Source organism: Bradyrhizobium sp. 141 (assembly GCF_023074055.1).
Classification (GTDB): Bacteria; Pseudomonadota; Alphaproteobacteria; order Rhizobiales; family Xanthobacteraceae; genus Bradyrhizobium.
Genome location: NZ_JADPKR010000082.1, coordinates 470,628 through 486,570 on the forward strand (window position 1 = coordinate 470,628; position 15,943 = coordinate 486,570).

Here is a 15,943-nt window from a genome sequence, read left to right on the forward strand (position 1 = left end):
CGTTCACATGCGCGGTCCATCAACACGTTACGGCGCAAGGCGTAACCCACCAACTTGCCGTCAGCGGAGCCAGCGCCATCGGTGGATGACACGTCCGCCTTCGCGGCGGACAAGTCGCCTGATCCACCTTGCACCTGCTACTATGCAGACATACCGGGCCTTGCTTTATCTCACCCTGCACGAAACGCGCAAAGAGGCTCGTCAAGGAATGGTTCGATGAATGAGGCCTTGCCGATGAATCGGGAACAGCTGGTCGCGGCCTATGCGGCGGCCGGCCGCCACTATCACAATCTCTCGCATATCGAGGATTGCCTGGCCTCGCTCGCGCGCGTCGAGGGTCTCTCAGTCGCCGAACGCGAAACGCTGTCGGAGGCGATCTGGTGGCACGACGTCGTCTACGACCCGACCCGGTTGGACAACGAGGAGCGCAGCGCGGAGCTCGCCGAACAGCACGTCCGCACCGAGCTTCGTCGGGAGGTCGGCCGTCTGATCCGCCTGACCAGGACGCACGACGTTGCCGCCGGCGATCGCCTCGGGGCAATCCTGATCTCGATCGACCTCAGCATTCTCGGCACTGATTCCGCGCGATATGACGCCTACGCCGCCGCGATCCGCCGCGAATTCATCCATGTCGGCGAGGAAGACTATCGCGTCGGCCGCGCCCGCGTGCTCCGCCACTTCGCGGCCCGCGAGGTGATCTTTCCCGATCCCGACTTCGCCGCGACATTCGATCGGCAAGCCCGCGCCAACCTCGCGCGCGAGCTGGCGTCGCTGAGCTGAGGCAATGGTGGTGCATAGGGTGGTGGTGCGTAGGGTGGGCAAAGGCGCGCTCTTCGCGCGCTGTGCCCACCATCCTGAGGGATCGCGGGAAGACGGTGGGCACGGTGCAAGGGTGCCTTTGCCCACCCTACGCCGCGATCCACTTCGCAAGCTCGCGCCACGGCTCGATTGTCCAATTCCCCGACGCCGCGCCGGACGGCGAGGGCAGCACGAAGATCTCGGGCAGGCTCCCATCGCGCTCCTGCCGCCCCAGCGCAATCCCGCTCGACGGCCTGCCGTAAAACAAGCTCGCCGCCTTCTTGCTCGTGAACGCAATCGTCCGCGGCCGATATGTCTCGATCTTGGCACTGAACCCCGGCACGTCGATCGTCTCCGCCGCGATCTGGTGATCCATCCCGGCGCCCGTCTTGGAGAGATCGGTGAAGCCGATCCCGAGCGCGATCAGCGATGCGAACTCGCTTGGCTGATATCGCCGCGGCGTAATCCCGGCTTCATGGATCGCGCGCCAGAGGCGGTTGCCGGGATGGGCGTAATAGTGCCCGAGCTCGGCCGAACGCGTCGAGGCGGCGGTGCCGACGAAGACGAGGCGGAGGTTGGGGCGGAGCTGGTCGGGGAGGCGGTGGAAAGTGGCGTTCAACGTATCAATCATCCGCTGCTGTGGCCCGCATGAGCGGAGCGATATGTGGGACGACAAAGACACCGGATGCCGCTACGCTTATCCGGCTTTGCTTTCTCTCGCGGTGAATCTGGAAGAAAATTGATATGGCAATTGGTTTTACCCAACGCTTTGATTTTTGCCCCATCATAGGATGGGAACTCTATCAAGTGACAATCGATAAATATCACATCATGTTCTGGTTCGAGGACGAGAATGCGCTGTTGAATGTGGCGGACCGTTTTTCATTCCGATCCTCCGACGGCGCAGTCAATTTCCTTTACGAGATCTACGGCAATCATAAATCCTTGAATGTTGATCGCATTCTACGAGTTAAAATCGCCGAGACAAAGATTGTCAGTAAGGACCAGCTCGATCTTGTGTTTGAAAATGGAGACGTGCTGTCTATCTACGACAATCCGGAATTCAGATCCTGGTGGTTTCTCGGGGGGCGCCAAAACGATCCGACTATCCAAAGGGCGAGTTGGTCATTTGCAATCTGCGATCACGATCCCGAGGACCTCACAGAACAAGAGTACCAAGATCGGCGCAACTTATGAGTCCGACATCTATCTAGCGACGATCACCGGGCGCAAGCTTTCCAGCGCCTTGTTGAATTGACACTGTTCCAAAAAAAAGGCCGGGCACCTGCCCGGCCTTCCATTTTCAGAGGAATGCCCGAGTCAAGCCCGAGCATGACGAGCGGAGCAGCACTCACAACACCCGATTGCTCTCCTTCACCTTCTCCGCATCCAGATACACGCTGCTGCCCATCTCCTTGAACTTCGCGCTCATCTTGGCCATGCCGTCCTCAGCCGTGCCGGCCATCGACATGCCGACGCTGTTCGGATCGTTCAGCGTCGCCGCATAATCCCGCACGTCCTGCGTGATCTTCATCGAACAGAACTTTGGTCCGCACATCGAGCAGAAATGCGCGACCTTGTGGGCTTCCTTCGGCAGGGTCTCGTCGTGGAAGTTCTTGGCGGTGTCAGGATCGAGGCCGAGGTTGAACTGGTCGCTCCAGCGGAAGTCGAATCTCGCGCGGGAGAGGGCGTCGTCGCGCAGTTGCGCGGCGGGGTGGCCCTTGGCGAGATCGCTGGCGTGGGCGGCGATCTTGTAGGTGATGACGCCGGTCTTGACGTCGTTGCGATCGGGCAGGCCGAGATGCTCCTTCGGCGTGACGTAGCAGAGCATGGCGCAGCCGAACCAGCCGATCATGGCGGCGCCGATGCCCGACGTGATGTGGTCATAGCCCGGCGCGATGTCGGTGGTCAGCGGTCCAAGCGTGTAGAACGGCGCTTCACCGCACTCCTTGAGCTGCTTGTCCATGTTGATCTTGATCTTGTGCATCGGCACGTGGCCGGGACCTTCGATCATGACCTGGCAGCCCTTGTCCCACGCGATCTTTGTCAGTTCCCCGAGCGTTTCGAGCTCGGCAAACTGCGCGCGGTCGTTCGCGTCGGCGATCGAGCCCGGACGCAGGCCGTCGCCGAGCGAGAACGAGACGTCATACTTGCGCATGAGGTCGCAGATCTCGTCGAAATGCGTGTAGAGGAAGCTTTCCTTGTGATGCGCCAGGCACCACTTCGCCATGATCGAGCCGCCGCGGCTCACGATGCCGGTGACGCGGTTGGCGGTGAGGTGGATGTATTGCAGGCGCACACCGGCGTGGATGGTGAAATAGTCGACGCCCTGCTCGCACTGCTCGATCAAGGTGTCCTTGTAGAGCTCCCAGGTCAGCTGCACCGGATCGCCGTTGCACTTCTCCAGTGCCTGATAAATGGGAACGGTGCCGATCGGCACCGGCGAGTTGCGCAAAATCCATTCACGCGTGGTGTGAATGTTGCGGCCCGTCGACAGGTCCATCACGGTGTCGGCGCCCCAGCGGATCGCCCACACCATCTTCTCGACCTCTTCCTCGACCGACGAGGTCACCGCCGAGTTGCCGATATTGGCGTTGATCTTGGTCAGGAAGTTGCGGCCGATGATCATCGGCTCGAGTTCGCTGTGGTTGATGTTGGAGGGGATGATGGCGCGGCCGCGCGCGATCTCGTCGCGCACGAACTCCGGGGTGATGAAGGCGGGCACCGATGCACCGAAGCTCTCGCCGTCGGCGAGCGCGGCTTCGGCACGCTCGAGCTGCTGCTTGCGGCCAAGGTTCTCGCGGGCGGCGACGTAGATCATCTCCTTGGTGATGATGCCGGCGCGGGCGAATTCGAGCTGGGTGATCTTGTGGCCGTCGAGTCCGCGCAGCGGCTTGTGATAGGCGCTGAACGCGCGCGCGGCCTTGTCGGTGGAGACGCTGCCATTGTCCTCCGGCTTGATCTGGCGTCCGTCATATTCCTCGACGCCGCCACGCTCCAGCACCCATTGCTTGCGGTTGCGCACCAAGCCGGCGTTGACGTCGATGGTCACGGACGGATCGGTGTAGGGGCCGGAGGTGTCGTAGACCGGCAGGTTCGGCTCGCCGGCGCCCTCGGAGAGAATGATCTCGCGCAAGGGCACGCGCAGGTCGGGCGCGGCATCGGGCGATGCGAAGATCTTTCGCGAGGAGGGGAGCGGGCCGGTGGTGACGGCGGGGACGGTCTTGTCGGGGTTGGAGCGGATGTTCATGGGATCCTCCGGTTTAATTCGTGTACGCGATATTCGTTCTCGTCATCCTGAGGTGCGCGCAATTGCGCGCCTCGAAGGATGAAAGAGCCGGGCTGTCGCCCTTCGAGGGCCGCTTGCGCGGCCACCTCAGGGTGACGGAGTGAAGGGAGACTGACGCCGCTAAGGTCTTGCTCCGTCATTGCGAGGAGCTCTTGCGACGAAGCAATCCAGACTGCCTCGGCGGAAAGATCCTGGATTGCTTTGCTGCGCTCGCAATGACGGTGAGGAGAGAGTGTGGGCATCACGCCGCCTCCTCGGACAGGCCGAGCCATTGCCGCACGCGGGCATCCGGATCGGCATTTTGCGTGACGTCGCTGACGACGGCAATCGAATCCGCGCCGGCGGCAAAGATCTCAGCGGCGTGCTCGAACTTGATGCCGCCGATGGCGACCAGCGGGACGGGGCCGATGCGCTTCTTCCACTCCGTGATCTTGGGAATGCCCTGCGGCTCGAAGCGCATCGACTTCAGCGTGGTGAAGAAGACCGGGCCGAGTGCGACGTAGTCGGGCTTGGCTTCGAGCGCGGTCGCAAGCTCGGCATCGTCATGGGTGGAAATGCCGAGCGACAGCCCGGCCTCGCGGATCGCCTTGAGGTCGGCGTCGGCGAGATCCTCCTGGCCGAGATGCAGATATTTCGCGCCGGCGACGACGGCCGCGCGCCAATAGTCGTTCACGACCAGCTTGGCTTGCGTGCCGTTCGTGATCGCCAGCGCGTCGGTGACGATCTGCAGCGCGTCGGCGTCGTTGAGGTCCTTGGCGCGCAGCTGGATAGTACCGACGCCGAGTTTTGTCAGGCGTTCGACCCATTTCAGGCTGTCGACGACGGGATAGAAGCGATCAGGATACGGCATGCCAGAACGGGGTCCCAACGACAGGGGTGGAGGGCGAGGCGAAGTCGCGGGCGTTCATCAGCCCGGCTTCGTAAGCGGTGCGGCCGGCATCACAGCCGAGGCGGAAGGCTTTGGCCATGGCGACGGGATCGGCGGCTTTGGCGATGGCGGTGTTGAGCAGGACGGCGTCATAGCCCAGCTCGAGCGCGTGGGCGGCATGCGAGGGCGCACCGATGCCGGCGTCGACCACCAGCGTGATGTCCGGCAGCCGATCGCGCAAGAGCTTCAGCGCATCGCGATTGGTGATGCCCTTCGCGCTGCCGATGGGAGCTGCCCACGGCATCACCACCTTGCAGCCGGCGTCGACCAGACGGTTCGCGACCGAGAGATCCTCGGTGCAATAGGGGAACACCTCAAAACCGTCCTTGATCAGGATGGTCGCGGCCTCGACCAGGCCGACGACGTCGGGCTGCAGCGTGTCGTTGTCGGCGATCACTTCGAGCTTGATCCAGGACGTGCCGAACAATTCGCGCGCGAGCTTGGCCGTCGTCACGGCTTCGCGCACGCTGCGGCAGCCGGCGGTGTTCGGCAGCACGGTGACGTCGAGCTCGCGGATCAGATTCCAGAACGTGTCGCCGGTTTTGCCGCCGGCGGATTCGCGCCGCAGCGACACCGTGACGATGTTCGAGCCGGAGGCGCGGATCGCGGACTGCATAATCGCAGGCGAAGGATAGAGCGCGCTGCCGATCAGGAGGCGGGAGGCGAAGGTTTTGCCGTAGAAGGTCACCATGTCCTAATTTCCTTATAGGCAACTTGCTCGGACCGTCATCTCCGCGCGAGCGCGAAGCGCTCGTCGCTGAAGGTGCGCGCTCTTGCGCGCCTCGAAGGATGACAGCCGCGTGCGTGGCCATCCTTCGAGGCGAGCCGAAGACGGCTCGCACCTCAGGATGACGGCGGAGTTCGTGGCGGCAAATCTCACCTCACCCTCCCTGCCGCGGCGTGATGATCTCGATTTCGTCGCCGGCCTTCAGCGGCGTCTCGGCCCAGCGGCTTTTCGGCACGACGTCGTAGTTGAGCGCGATCGCGAAATGGGTGCCCTCGTAGTCGAGCTCCGAAAGCAGCGCGTCGACGCTTCCCGAGTTCACCTCGCGCTGCTCGCCGTTGATGATCACAAGCATTGCATCACCTCGTTGTCGATCTGGCCGCGCTCGACATAGGCCAGCGTCAGCTCGGCGAGAACAGGCGCGATCAGGAAGCCGTGACGGTAGAGGCCGTTGATGCTGATCTTGCGGCCGCGAATGCCGATGCGCGGCAGATTGTCGGGGTAGGCGGGCCGAAGCCCCGAGCCGAATTCGACGATGCGAGCCTCGCCGAACGCCGGGTGCACCGTATAGGCCGCGCCCAGCAGCTCCAGCGCGGAGCGGACGCTGACGCCGGTGTCCTCGGCCTCGATCGAGGTCGCGCCCAGCATGAACAGATTGTCCGCGCGCGGGATCACGTAAAGTGGCCAGCGCGGATGCATCAGCCGCACCGGGCGCGCAAGCTGCACCTCGTCCGTCTCGATCAGGATCATCTCGCCCTTGACGCCGCGCAGGTCAGGCTGTTCGTCGCGCGCGCCAAGGCCGCGGCAGTCGATCACGATGCCGTCTAGATCGCTTGCTGTGACGTCGCTCGAGAATTTGATAGTGCCGCCGGCGGCGCGGATGCGCTCGTGCAGCTGCGGCAGCACGCGGCGCGGCTCGACATGGCCCTCGGCCGGAAAGAACAGCGCGTCGCGGAAGCGGCCCTCCAGCGACGGCTCGAGCTCGGCGAGGCCGGCGGCGTCGAGCCGGCGGTGGTCCTCGGTCATGCGGGCAAAACGCTCGAAATCGTTGCGTTCGCGTGGATGGGCGACCACGAGCGAGCCGTTGAACGGCGTGTCGGGCAGCTCGCGCCGCCAGATGTCGAGCGAGCGCAGCCCCAAGCGGCTGATGATGGGTTCGGCGACCTCCGCCTCGCAATAGGGTGCGAGCATGCCGCCGGCCCAATGGCTGGTGGCGTCCGTCATCGCCTCGTCACCGCGCTCGTGCAAGGTCACGGCATGGCCGGCCTGCGCGAACAGCAGAGCTTGCCAGGCGCCCGCAATGCCTGCGCCGATGATGGATACCGGTGAATCCGGTCGCTTGGTCGTCTGCAACATCCCTGTCCCTTCGCCGGCATGACCCGGATCAGGTTCAAAGGGTCACCGCGGTCCTGGGCGGTATTGCCCATTTAGCGGTATCTCAGCTCCTCCTCGGAGCACCCCTCGGAACGGCTCTAATGTATGCCAGTGACAGACGGTGTCAACGCGTTAACGGTCGTCATGCCCGGGCTTTGTCCCGGGCATCCACGTTCTTGGCCGCGGGGACAAAGACGTGGATGGCCGGGTCAAGCCCGGCCATGACGGCGATTAGTGTGGAACCTGCGCTCGCGCGTTGCGGAGGCGCTGGGCCAGCTTCCTGTGCGGTGTGGTGCCGAACATCGGCTGCGGGTTGCCGTTCGGCTCGAGCCAAGGCTGACCCATATTGGGCTGGCCCAGATCGGTCGCGCCCATATTGGCGACCTGCACGGCTTCCTGCCGCTGACGCTTTGCAGCGTAGTAATAGCCGCCTGCGAAATAACGCACGGCCCGGGCGTGGTCACCATTGGCGGCGCGATAGGCGCCGGCGAGGTATTTCACGGCATAAGTGAGGTTGGTGTTGGGATCGCGCAGGCCGGCGGCATCGCCGGTGTAGCCGACCCCGCGGGCGGTCGCGAGCTTGATCTGCATCAGCCCGATGGTGCCGCCGCGGCCGACGAGGTGAGGCTGATAGCGGCTCTCGCGCATGATCACGCGGTGCACCAGCGCTTCCGGCACGCCGTTGGCGCGGGCGTGGGCCGCGACCATCTCGGCATATTCGGCTTCGCCGGCGAAGGCGGCCTGCGGCAATGTCAATCCGGCCGCGAGCAGCGCGGCAATGCATAAAATTTTCATTTGTTATTCCTGAGGTCCCCTGACGTGACCTGCCTCCAATTGCCGTTAGGCCTTCCGAACGCGGCGATGATGTGACCAAACGCCGCCATCGCCCGATTTTGCAGTGCCGAGCCGCCATTACGACTCAAAGCCGGTGCAAGAGAGCCTGCAAGCGGAAGCTTCGGGGCCGACGTCCCCGCCCGCGGCAGCACGCCTGTCTATTCGCGCGTGCCGGCGAAAGCGAGTAAGAAGACGCTGCAAATCGGGAGAGGTGCCATGACAAAAGCAATCCTCAGCGACATCCCCACGCAAAACCCCTGTGCCCAATGCGGCACGCCGATCCCGCGGCCGGACTGGATCGAGGCGGGCGAGGGCCGGGTCTCCTATCTCTGGACCTGCCACGCCTGTAACTATCGCTTCGAGGCGGTGGCGATCTTCGACGAGGTCGCCGTCAAGCACCCGCCGCTCGCGGCGTAACGCGTTGTCTTAAGAGGGCATGATCTTTCCGGAAAACCGCTGCACTCTTTTCCGGATCATGCCCTAAGCCGCCGCCAGCCGCGGCTGCTGCCGGAGCGGCAGTTGCATCCGCACGATTAGTCCGTGCGGCGCGCGGTCGTGCAGCGACAGCTCGCCGCCATGGGCGAGTGCGATCGCGCGCGCGATCGACAGGCCGAGCCCGAAGCCGGTGGACTCGTCCATGGTGCGCGCGTCGTCGCCGCGCACGAACGGCTCCAGCATCTCCTGCTTGCGTGCATCCGAAATGCCGGGGCCGTCGTCCTCGACGTCGATGACGAGCTCGGTCCCCGACATGTCGAGGCGGATCGTCACCTCGGCGCCGAAGCGCACCGCGTTCTCGACGAGGTTGGTGACGCCGCGATGCAGATCGTCGGGCCGCGCGGCGGCGGTCGCGGAGGCCGGCCCGTCATAATGCACGACATGGCCCATGTCGCCGAACTGGTCGGCGATGAGCTGGAGCGTGCTCGCGATGTCGACCAGCGTCACGGCCTCGATCTTGCGATCGTTGCGCAGCAGCGACAGCACCGATTCCAGCATCGCGCGCATCTGGTCGAGGTCGATCAGCATGCGCTTGCGGTTGCCCTCGTCCTCGATGAACTCGGCACGCAGGCGCAGCCGCGTGATCGGCGTGCGCAGATCGTGGCTGATCGCGGCCAGCATCCGCGTGCGATCCGACATCAGACGCGCGATCCGCTCATGCATGCGGTTGAGCGCGCGCGCCACGGAGCGGATCTCCTCCGGACCGCGCTCGGGCAGGGGCTCCGCCCCGCCGTCCAGGCTGAAATTCTCGGCGGCCTTGGCGAAGGACGACAGCGGTGCTGCCAGCGCGCGCGCCGCCCACAGGCTAAGCACGGTGACACAGATGAACGCGGTCATCAGCGCCATCAGCCACGGGGCGCCCCAGAACCACGGCCGTGGCCCGCGATCGACGCGGGCGGCGATCACGGTGCCGTCGGGCAGTTCGATACCGACGCGATGCGCGGCACCGTCAGGGGCGAGCTGCATCGCCTTGTAGCCGCGCCCGAGATGGCGGCGTATCCCGTGCAGGCTGTCGCTCTCCTCGCCGCTTGCGGTGCCGGGTGAGAGCATTTCGATGCCGAGCTTGGGGAAGGCGCGCGCGAGATCGGCGACGAGGCGCGGACGCTCGCCGGCCTCGGCCGAGCCGAGCAGCAGCGCGGCATCGGTCAGTTGATGGGCCCCGTCCGGCGGCGCGTCGGCGCGGTCCGGCCGGCTGATCAGGAACGCGGTGGTGACGACGAGATGGAGCGCGACGGTCGACGCCAGCACCAGCGCGGCGATCTGCCCGCCGATCCCCTTGAGGTGGAAGAACCCGAACGGCTTCATCGTCGCGTCCCCTTCAGCTGCTCAGGGGTGCCGCAACCGCTTCAGTTCTCGCTGGTTCAGTCCTTGCCGCTTCAGTTCTTGCCGCTTCAGTCCTTGGCGTGAACAGATAGCCGCCGGAGCGCACCGTCTTGATGAGGGTGGGATCGGCCGGATTGGGCTCGATCTTGCGACGGATGCGGCTGACCAGCACGTCGATGGAGCGTTCGAACGAGCCGGTGCTGCGCCCCTGCGTGAGGTCGAGCAGGCTGTCGCGCGACAGCACGCGGCCGGGTCGTTCGCAGAACGCGCGCAAGAGATCAAACTCGGCGCTGGTCACCGCGACGCGTGCGCCTTCCGGATTGCGCAGCTCGCGCAGGCGCAAATCGATGTGCCAGCCCTCGAAGGCGAGCGTGGAGGCGCCCTCGATCGAACTTGCCGTTTGAGCTGCGGCCTGGCGGCGCAGCACCGCGTTGATGCGGGCGAGCAGCTCGCGCGGGTTGAACGGCTTGGGCAAATAGTCGTCCGCGCCCATCTCGAGGCCGACGATGCGATCGACGTCCTCGCCGCGCGCGGTCAGCATGATGATCGGCGTCTGCGCCTCGGCACGCACCTTGCGGCACAGGCTGAGCCCGTCCTCGCCGGGCAGCATGACGTCGAGAATGATGAGGTCGATGCGGTGATCGGCCATGGCGCGCGACATCTCGCGGCCGTCGCTCACGGCGGTGACGTTGCAGGCGTTGTTACGCAGGTACTTCGCAATCAACGTCCGGGTTTCGCGGTCGTCCTCGACGACCAGAATGTTGGGATTGGGAATGGCCATGCGCTTTGTTTGTCCAAAATTCGGGCCAAATGGCGAAGATTTTTGTTTCGGATTGTTTCTGTCCGGCTTGCCGCAACAGGCGGCAATCGCGCCGTCGCGGAGCGGCAAGGTCTCGTTAAGTCCGTTAACCATAGCGTGGCGTGGTCCGCGACAACACCCCGCAACATCCACGGAGCCATCATGACCTCGATTTCGGCGGCCTCCGCCGGCAACACCCAGTCGCCGCTTCAGCGGCTGCAGCAGGAATTGCAATCGGAAGTGTCCGCCGGCACGATCTCGTCGTCGGACCAGTCCGCGCTCTCGACGGCGCTGACCGACATCGACACGGCACTCCAGCAGAGCCGGTCGGGCAGGGAGGCGAGCGGCACGCGTCCCTCTAAGGACGACATGCAGTCGAAGATCGACGACCTCATCTCGAACGAGGTGTCGAACGGGACGCTGACCTCGGACCAGGCCGAAGAACTCAAGGGCGTGTTTCAGTCCGCCTTCGCGAAGGGTCCGGGCGGGGCGGGTGGCCCCGGTGGCGCAGGCGGACCGCCGCCCGGTCCGCCGCCGGGTGACAACTCGTCGGATGCGTCGTCCACGGACACGACCAGCACCGCCTCCAGCGGCCAGACCACCGCCGAGATCCTGCAGCAGTTCCTCCAAGCGCTGCAGCAATCGCAATCCTCGGCATCGTCCTACGGCGCCAACGGCAGCTCATCCGGCAATGCCGACTTCTCCGCGCTTCTGATCGACTACAAGAGCTGACCCTGAGCGACGCGGGTCGGCGCGGTCCTCGCCGCGATCGTGCTTCACCCAGGGCGCACGATCGTCGGCGGGGAACCGTGCGCCGCAATATGTTCCTGAGTGACGCAGGAACAGCCCGTGCGAGACTTCGCGCTCGCGCAATGCGCGACGAAATTGCCGCGCGCACGGAACTGCGTGTGATCAGCGCTGTTTTCTCAACACGAGTTTCTAGTGAAGGAGAGGACACATGATGAAGTCGATCATCGCCGGCCTTGCCGGCACCGCACTGCTCACGACCGTTGCGTTCGCGCAATCGCCGACCGCCACCACCGACAAGGCGCCGACCGCGGCCACCGCCACGACGACGTCCACGACCGCGTCCGGCCAGTGGCGCACGTCCAAGATGGACGGCCTCAAGGTCTATAACGAGGCCAACGAGAACATTGGCACGGTCAACGACCTGCTGATGGACAAGAACGGCGACATCAAGATCGCCGTCATCGGCGTCGGCGGCTTCCTTGGCCTCGGCGAGCATCTCGTCGCCGTGCCCTATGAGAAGTTGAAGTTCGTCAACGAGGCCGTCGCCTACACCGGCACCGGCACGAACCCGGGCGCGAAGCCCGCCGCGAGCACGACGACGGGCGCTGCGACCGGCACCGACAACAAGCCTGCTGCGACCGCGACGTCGACCACGTCGAAGTGGTATCCGGATCACGCCGTGTTCAATGCGAGCAAGGACGAGCTGAAGAACATGCCGGAGTTCAAGTACTCCGAGTAATGCAGCTCTGATCACCTAAACGAAGCGCGCCTGGTTTTCACCGGGCGCGCCGTCGTGTCGTTTCGTCTCCGTGCCGTCATGCCCGGGCTTGTCCCGGGCATCCACGTTCTTCGCGCAGCCGGAAAAGGCGTGGATGGCCGGGACAAGCCCGGCCATGACGTTGTCGAAGCTTCCGCACCACAACAGTGACGATCCTAAATGCTGTTGCCCGTCGCTATTGAGGAAGAGGCAAATTCTCAATGCGTCACCAGCGGGCAGCCGCCCTTGTCGAGCGGCCGGAAGGCCTCGTCGCCGGGCACGGTGGCGATCAGCTTGTAGAGGTCCCACTCGCCCTTGGACTCCTCGGGCTTCTTGACCTCGAACAGATACATGTCGTGGACCATGCGGCCGTCGATGCGGATCTTGCCGTTTTTGGCGAAGAAGTCGTTGACTGGCGTTTTGCGCATCTGCTCCATCACCTTCGGCGCCTCGTCCGACTTGATGGCGTCGATCGCCTTCAGATAGTGCATGGTCGCCGAATAGAGGCCGGCCTGGATCATGGTCGGCATGTGGCCGACCTTCTCGTTGAAGCGCTTGGAGAAGGCACGCGTCTCCTCGTTCATGTCCCAGTAGAAGGCGTCGGTGACGATCAGGCCTTGCGTCGCCTTGATGCCAAGCGAATGCGTGTCGGTGATTTCCTGCAGCAGCGCGATCATCTTCTGGCCGCCCTGGGTCAGGCCGAACTCGGAAGCCTGCTTCAATGCATTGGTGGTGTCGCCGCCGGCATTCGCCAGCGCGACCACCTTGGCCTTGGAGGCCTGGGCCTGCAGCAGGAAGGAGGAGAAGTCCGACGAGTTGAGCGGATAGCGGACCTCGCCCAGCACCTTGCCGCCGCTCTCCTTGACCACGTTGGCGGCGTCGCGTTGCAGCGCCATGCCGAAGGCGTAGTCGGCGGTGACGAAGAACCAGGAGTCCTCGCCGCGCTTGACCATCGCCTTGCCGGCGACGTTCGACAGCGCATAGGTGTCGTAGGTCCAGTGCACCGTGTTGGGCGAGCAGGCGGTGCCGGTGATGTCGGAGGAGCCGCCGCCGGAATTGATGTTGATCTTGTTCTTCTCCCGCGTCAGCGCCGAGACCGGCAGTGCCACAGATGACGTCGGCACGTCGAAGATCGCGTCGACCTTGTCGTTGTCGTACCAGTTGCGGGCGATGTTGACGCCGACGTCAGGCTTGTTCTGGTGATCGGCGGCGACCACGGCGACCGGCTTGCCGGCGACCTTGGCGCCGTAATCGGCGACCGCCATCTCGACGGCTGCGAGCGAGCCCTTGCCGGTCGCGTCCGCGTAGAGGCTCGACATGTCCGTGAGCACGCCGATCTTGACGACATCATCGGAAATCTGCGCTCGCGCGGTGCCCGCTGTGGCGGCGAGGGCGATGCCGGCCGCGACGGCGGCGATGAGTTTTTGCATGGTTGTTGTTCTCCCTGTGTGTTGTTGTTTGGGCTTTGTTGCAGGGGAGAGTCTTAACGGCTAACCGCAGCCGCAGCTAAGCGATCCGCGCCGTAGCGGGATGCAAAATAGGAAGGGGCCAGTGGTCTTCCGGGGGAAGGAGGAGTACCGCAACGGCACGATGCGGGTTGCTGTGCCCTCTCCCCTTGTGGGAGAGGGCGGCGACGTCGGCGGACACAAGTTCGCTCGGGTGAGGGGTCTCTCTCCGCGCGTGACATCGTTGCGATGAGTTTGCGGAGACACACCCCTCATCCGGCGCTTCGCGCCACCCTCTCCCACAAGGGGAGAAGGAAGAAACGTGCCGCTCAGCTCCCGCCACCCTTGAGCCGTTCGTTGCGTCGGCGCAGGCCTTCCATGGTGGCGAGCAGGATGACCGAGACCGTCGTCAGGATCACCGCCGCTGCCGTCATGGTCGGGCTGATGTTCTCGCGGATGCCGCTGAACATCTCGCGCGGCAGGGTGCGCTGCTCGGGACCTGCCATGAACAGAACGATCACCACCTCGTCGAAGCTGGTTGCGAAGGCGAACAGCGCGCCGGATGCGAGGCCGGGCAGGATCAGCGGCAGGATCACGCGGCGGAACGCATACAGCGGCGAGGCGCCGAGCGAGGCGGCGGCGCGCGCCAGATTGGTGTCGAAACTTTGCAGCGTCGCGCCGACCGTGATGACGACAAAGGGCGTCGCCAGCGCGGTGTGGGCCAGGATCAAGCCGAGATAGCTGCCGGTCAGTCCGATCGGCGCGAAGAAGAAATACAGACCGACCGCGGTGATGACACCGGGCACGACGACGGGCGAGAGCACGAAAGCCAGCACGAGCGGCTTGAAGCGGCTCTTCCACTGCGCCAGCCCCAGCGCGGCCAGCGTGCCGAGCACCATAGACAGCGCGGTCGAGGCGACGCCGATGATCAGGCTGTTCTTCAGCGAATTCATCCAGCGCGGCGAAGTGATGAAGTCGTCGTACCAGCGCCAAGACAGGCCGGGCAGCGGATAAGTGAGATATGAGCCCGAGCTGAAGGACAGCGGCATGATCGCCAGGATTGGCGCGATCAGAAAGATGAACACCAGCGTCGAGACGACGATAGTCGCGGTCCACGCGATGCGCTGGCTGGGCGTGCGGAGGGAGGAATTGTCGTTCAATTCTTCATCCCTCCCGTGACCTGCTGGCCCTGCACCAGTTTGCCGTAGACGAGCGCCAGCAGAAGGGTGGCCAGCAGCAGCACGGCACCCAACGCCGAAGCAAGTCCCCAGTTGGCCGTCTCGGTCGTGTAGAGCGCGATGAAATAGCTGATCATCTGGTCGGCGGCGCCGCCGACCAGCGCCGGCGTGATGTAGTAGCCAAGCGCGAGGATGAAGACGAGCAGGCTTCCCGCGCCGATGCCGGGCAGCGTCTGCGGCAGGTAGATTCGCAAAAAGGCGGTGACCGGTGGCGCACCGAGCGAGGCGGCGGCCCGCATGTAAGCGGGCGAGATCGCCTTCATGCTGCTGTACAGCGGCAGGATCATGAAGGGCAGGAGAACGTGGGTCATCGCCACGCAGACGCCGAAGCGGTTGTAGATGAGACGCAAGGGCTCGTCGATGATGCCAAGCCAGTGCAGGCTGTCGTTCACGACGCCCTTGCTCTGCAGCAGCACGATCCAGGCGCAGGTGCGGACCAGGAGCGACGTCCAGAACGGCAGCAGGACGAAGATCATCAAGAGGTTCGACCGGCCGGGCGGCAGCGTCGCCAGCAGATAGGCGACCGGGAAGCCAAGGATCAGACAGAGAGCGGTGACGCTGAAGCTGATGATGAAGGTGCGGGCGAACAGGCTGCGGTAAATCGCCTGGTCCGGCGAGGCCGCGACGATCGCGCCGTCCACGTTCCGCGTCAGGTCGAGCGCCGCCAGAAGGTAGAAGCCCGTGATGGGGCCGCCGGCGTCCTTGATCGTCGTCCATGTCGCGCGTTCGCGCCAGGCCGCATTGATCCTGCCCAGTGTCTCCTTGGCGGTGCCGGGCTCCGGCACCGCTTTGAGATTGCGAGCCGTGCTGGTCAGGATCGTGCGAAAACCGTTCAGCGCGTAGTTCAGCCGCTTGGCCGCGATGGCAACAGTGCCCGAGGCGCGTGCCGCCTGGATGTCGCTTGCCAGCGCAGCAAAGGCCGTTTCGTCCGGCAGGTCCTTGCCGTCCCAGGCGGCGAGAGCAGCAACGGTTTGGGGCAGAACCTGACGCACCTCCCTGTCATCGACCGAGCGCCACAGCATGCCGGCGATCGGCCCAGCGAAGGTGAAGAGCAGGAAGACGAGAAGCGGCGCTACCAGCGCCAATGCCTTGACCTGGCGTGTTCGCTCAGCGCGCCTCAATCGACGCTTGAGCGGCACCTCGGTCGACGCATTGGCGCCGGTCAGGGACGCTGCTGTCATGGGGTGAG

The 15,943-nt window shown here is 64.6% G+C and carries 18 protein-coding genes and 1 riboswitch; of the genes, 5 read left to right on the forward strand and 13 right to left on the reverse strand.

What is annotated here, in order from left to right:
* Positions 1-234: 234 nt before the first annotated feature.
* Positions 235-780, forward strand: coding sequence for a phosphohydrolase (locus tag IVA81_RS25565; RefSeq protein WP_247323029.1), 546 nt, complete (start codon positions 235-237; stop codon positions 778-780).
* A 127-nt stretch (positions 781-907) separates the two neighbouring features.
* On the opposite strand, the gene IVA81_RS25570 is transcribed toward IVA81_RS25565, so the two are convergent.
* Entirely contained in the window at positions 908-1,429 is a 522-nt protein-coding gene (locus tag IVA81_RS25570) for a mismatch-specific DNA-glycosylase (RefSeq protein ID WP_247323031.1), read from the reverse strand.
* A 113-nt stretch (positions 1,430-1,542) separates the two neighbouring features.
* On the opposite strand from IVA81_RS25570, the gene IVA81_RS25575 reads away from it, so the two are divergent.
* Entirely contained in the window at positions 1,543-1,995 is a 453-nt protein-coding gene (locus IVA81_RS25575; RefSeq protein ID WP_247323033.1) for a hypothetical protein, read from the forward strand.
* Positions 1,996-2,149: 154 nt separating this feature from the next.
* On the opposite strand, the gene thiC is transcribed toward IVA81_RS25575, so the two are convergent.
* The 6 genes from thiC to IVA81_RS25605 all read right to left on the reverse strand — a co-directional run bounded on the left by thiC (position 2,150) and on the right by IVA81_RS25605 (position 7,908).
* On the reverse strand, positions 2,150-4,048 hold the full coding sequence (gene thiC, locus IVA81_RS25580) for a phosphomethylpyrimidine synthase ThiC (RefSeq protein ID WP_247323035.1): 1,899 nt from the start codon (positions 4,046-4,048) through the stop codon (positions 2,150-2,152).
* Between the two features lie 280 nt (positions 4,049-4,328).
* On the reverse strand, positions 4,329-4,937 hold the full coding sequence (locus IVA81_RS25585) for a thiamine phosphate synthase (RefSeq protein WP_247323037.1): 609 nt from the start codon (positions 4,935-4,937) through the stop codon (positions 4,329-4,331).
* Positions 4,924-5,706 carry a thiazole synthase gene (locus IVA81_RS25590; RefSeq protein ID WP_247323039.1) on the reverse strand — a complete coding sequence of 261 codons (783 nt, stop codon included), beginning with the start codon at positions 5,704-5,706 and terminating at the stop codon, positions 4,924-4,926. The genes IVA81_RS25585 and IVA81_RS25590 overlap by 14 nt, the downstream gene beginning before the upstream one ends.
* Positions 5,707-5,896: 190 nt before the next feature.
* The gene (gene thiS, locus IVA81_RS25595) at positions 5,897-6,094 is read right to left on the reverse strand and encodes a sulfur carrier protein ThiS (RefSeq protein ID WP_247323040.1); all 198 of its coding nucleotides are present in this window, start codon (positions 6,092-6,094) and stop codon (positions 5,897-5,899) included.
* Positions 6,085-7,095: an FAD-dependent oxidoreductase gene (locus IVA81_RS25600; protein ID WP_247323043.1), complete on the reverse strand. Its 1,011-nt coding sequence runs from the start codon at positions 7,093-7,095 to the stop codon at positions 6,085-6,087. Before IVA81_RS25600 ends, thiS begins: the two co-directional genes overlap by 10 nt.
* Positions 7,083-7,211, reverse strand: a riboswitch (TPP riboswitch). Its footprint overlaps the gene before it by 13 nt.
* Before the next feature lie 133 nt (positions 7,212-7,344).
* On the reverse strand, positions 7,345-7,908 hold the full coding sequence (locus IVA81_RS25605; RefSeq protein WP_247323045.1) for a lytic transglycosylase domain-containing protein: 564 nt from the start codon (positions 7,906-7,908) through the stop codon (positions 7,345-7,347).
* A 255-nt stretch (positions 7,909-8,163) separates the two neighbouring features.
* On the opposite strand from IVA81_RS25605, the gene IVA81_RS25610 reads away from it, so the two are divergent.
* Positions 8,164-8,364 carry a hypothetical protein gene (locus IVA81_RS25610; RefSeq protein ID WP_247323047.1) on the forward strand — a complete coding sequence of 67 codons (201 nt, stop codon included), beginning with the start codon at positions 8,164-8,166 and terminating at the stop codon, positions 8,362-8,364.
* A 63-nt stretch (positions 8,365-8,427) separates the two neighbouring features.
* Here the strand turns inward: IVA81_RS25610 and IVA81_RS25615 are convergent, their stop codons facing one another.
* Both IVA81_RS25615 and IVA81_RS25620 read right to left on the reverse strand, forming a co-directional pair.
* Positions 8,428-9,747, reverse strand: a complete 1,320-nt coding sequence (locus IVA81_RS25615) for an ATP-binding protein (RefSeq protein WP_247323057.1) — start codon at positions 9,745-9,747, stop codon at positions 8,428-8,430.
* 13 nt (positions 9,748-9,760) lie between these two features.
* A complete protein-coding gene (locus IVA81_RS25620; protein WP_247323058.1) occupies positions 9,761-10,546 on the reverse strand; it encodes a response regulator in 786 nt (261 codons plus the stop codon).
* Positions 10,547-10,726: 180 nt separating this feature from the next.
* On the opposite strand from IVA81_RS25620, the gene IVA81_RS25625 reads away from it, so the two are divergent.
* Positions 10,727-11,296, forward strand: coding sequence for a hypothetical protein (locus IVA81_RS25625; protein ID WP_247323059.1), 570 nt, complete (start codon positions 10,727-10,729; stop codon positions 11,294-11,296).
* 226 nt (positions 11,297-11,522) lie between these two features.
* Positions 11,523-12,053, forward strand: coding sequence for a PRC-barrel domain-containing protein (locus tag IVA81_RS25630; RefSeq protein WP_247323060.1), 531 nt, complete (start codon positions 11,523-11,525; stop codon positions 12,051-12,053).
* 15 nt (positions 12,054-12,068) lie between these two features.
* Here IVA81_RS25630 and IVA81_RS25635 read toward each other — a convergent pair whose 3' ends face one another.
* The 4 genes from IVA81_RS25635 to IVA81_RS25650 form a co-directional block, all read right to left on the reverse strand.
* Complete coding sequence (locus IVA81_RS25635) at positions 12,069-12,209, reverse strand: hypothetical protein (protein WP_247323061.1); 141 nt, start codon at positions 12,207-12,209, stop codon at positions 12,069-12,071.
* Positions 12,210-12,289: 80 nt separating this feature from the next.
* Positions 12,290-13,501 (reverse strand): ABC transporter substrate-binding protein, encoded by a 1,212-nt coding sequence (locus IVA81_RS25640; RefSeq protein WP_247323062.1) that lies wholly within the window; start codon positions 13,499-13,501, stop codon positions 12,290-12,292.
* A 344-nt stretch (positions 13,502-13,845) separates the two neighbouring features.
* Entirely contained in the window at positions 13,846-14,676 is an 831-nt protein-coding gene (locus IVA81_RS25645; protein WP_247323063.1) for an ABC transporter permease, read from the reverse strand.
* Positions 14,673-15,935 carry an ABC transporter permease gene (locus IVA81_RS25650; protein WP_247323064.1) on the reverse strand — a complete coding sequence of 421 codons (1,263 nt, stop codon included), beginning with the start codon at positions 15,933-15,935 and terminating at the stop codon, positions 14,673-14,675. Before IVA81_RS25650 ends, IVA81_RS25645 begins: the two co-directional genes overlap by 4 nt.
* Between the last annotated feature and the right edge of the window lie 8 nt (positions 15,936-15,943).

Bases quoted from the DNA above. Each gene is read 5' to 3' on its own strand.
- thiS (WP_247323040.1), bottom strand. From the start codon at position 6,094: ATGCTTGTGATCATCAACGGCGAGCAGCGCGAGGTGAACTCGGGAAGC.
- IVA81_RS25635 (WP_247323061.1), bottom strand. From the start codon at position 12,209: ATGGCCGGGCTTGTCCCGGCCATCCACGCCTTTTCCGGCTGCGCGAAG.
- IVA81_RS25575 (WP_247323033.1), top strand. From the start codon at position 1,543: ATGGCAATTGGTTTTACCCAACGCTTTGATTTTTGCCCCATCATAGGA.
- IVA81_RS25615 (WP_247323057.1), bottom strand. From the start codon at position 9,747: ATGAAGCCGTTCGGGTTCTTCCACCTCAAGGGGATCGGCGGGCAGATC.
- IVA81_RS25585 (WP_247323037.1), bottom strand. From the start codon at position 4,937: ATGCCGTATCCTGATCGCTTCTATCCCGTCGTCGACAGCCTGAAATGG.
- IVA81_RS25630 (WP_247323060.1), top strand. From the start codon at position 11,523: ATGATGAAGTCGATCATCGCCGGCCTTGCCGGCACCGCACTGCTCACG.
- thiC (WP_247323035.1), bottom strand. From the start codon at position 4,048: ATGAACATCCGCTCCAACCCCGACAAGACCGTCCCCGCCGTCACCACC.
- IVA81_RS25620 (WP_247323058.1), bottom strand. From the start codon at position 10,546: ATGGCCATTCCCAATCCCAACATTCTGGTCGTCGAGGACGACCGCGAA.
- IVA81_RS25605 (WP_247323045.1), bottom strand. From the start codon at position 7,908: ATGAAAATTTTATGCATTGCCGCGCTGCTCGCGGCCGGATTGACATTG.
- IVA81_RS25565 (WP_247323029.1), top strand. From the start codon at position 235: ATGAATCGGGAACAGCTGGTCGCGGCCTATGCGGCGGCCGGCCGCCAC.
- IVA81_RS25590 (WP_247323039.1), bottom strand. From the start codon at position 5,706: ATGGTGACCTTCTACGGCAAAACCTTCGCCTCCCGCCTCCTGATCGGC.
- IVA81_RS25600 (WP_247323043.1), bottom strand. From the start codon at position 7,095: ATGTTGCAGACGACCAAGCGACCGGATTCACCGGTATCCATCATCGGC.
- IVA81_RS25570 (WP_247323031.1), bottom strand. From the start codon at position 1,429: ATGATTGATACGTTGAACGCCACTTTCCACCGCCTCCCCGACCAGCTC.
- IVA81_RS25625 (WP_247323059.1), top strand. From the start codon at position 10,727: ATGACCTCGATTTCGGCGGCCTCCGCCGGCAACACCCAGTCGCCGCTT.
- IVA81_RS25610 (WP_247323047.1), top strand. From the start codon at position 8,164: ATGACAAAAGCAATCCTCAGCGACATCCCCACGCAAAACCCCTGTGCC.
- IVA81_RS25650 (WP_247323064.1), bottom strand. From the start codon at position 15,935: ATGACAGCAGCGTCCCTGACCGGCGCCAATGCGTCGACCGAGGTGCCG.
- IVA81_RS25640 (WP_247323062.1), bottom strand. From the start codon at position 13,501: ATGCAAAAACTCATCGCCGCCGTCGCGGCCGGCATCGCCCTCGCCGCC.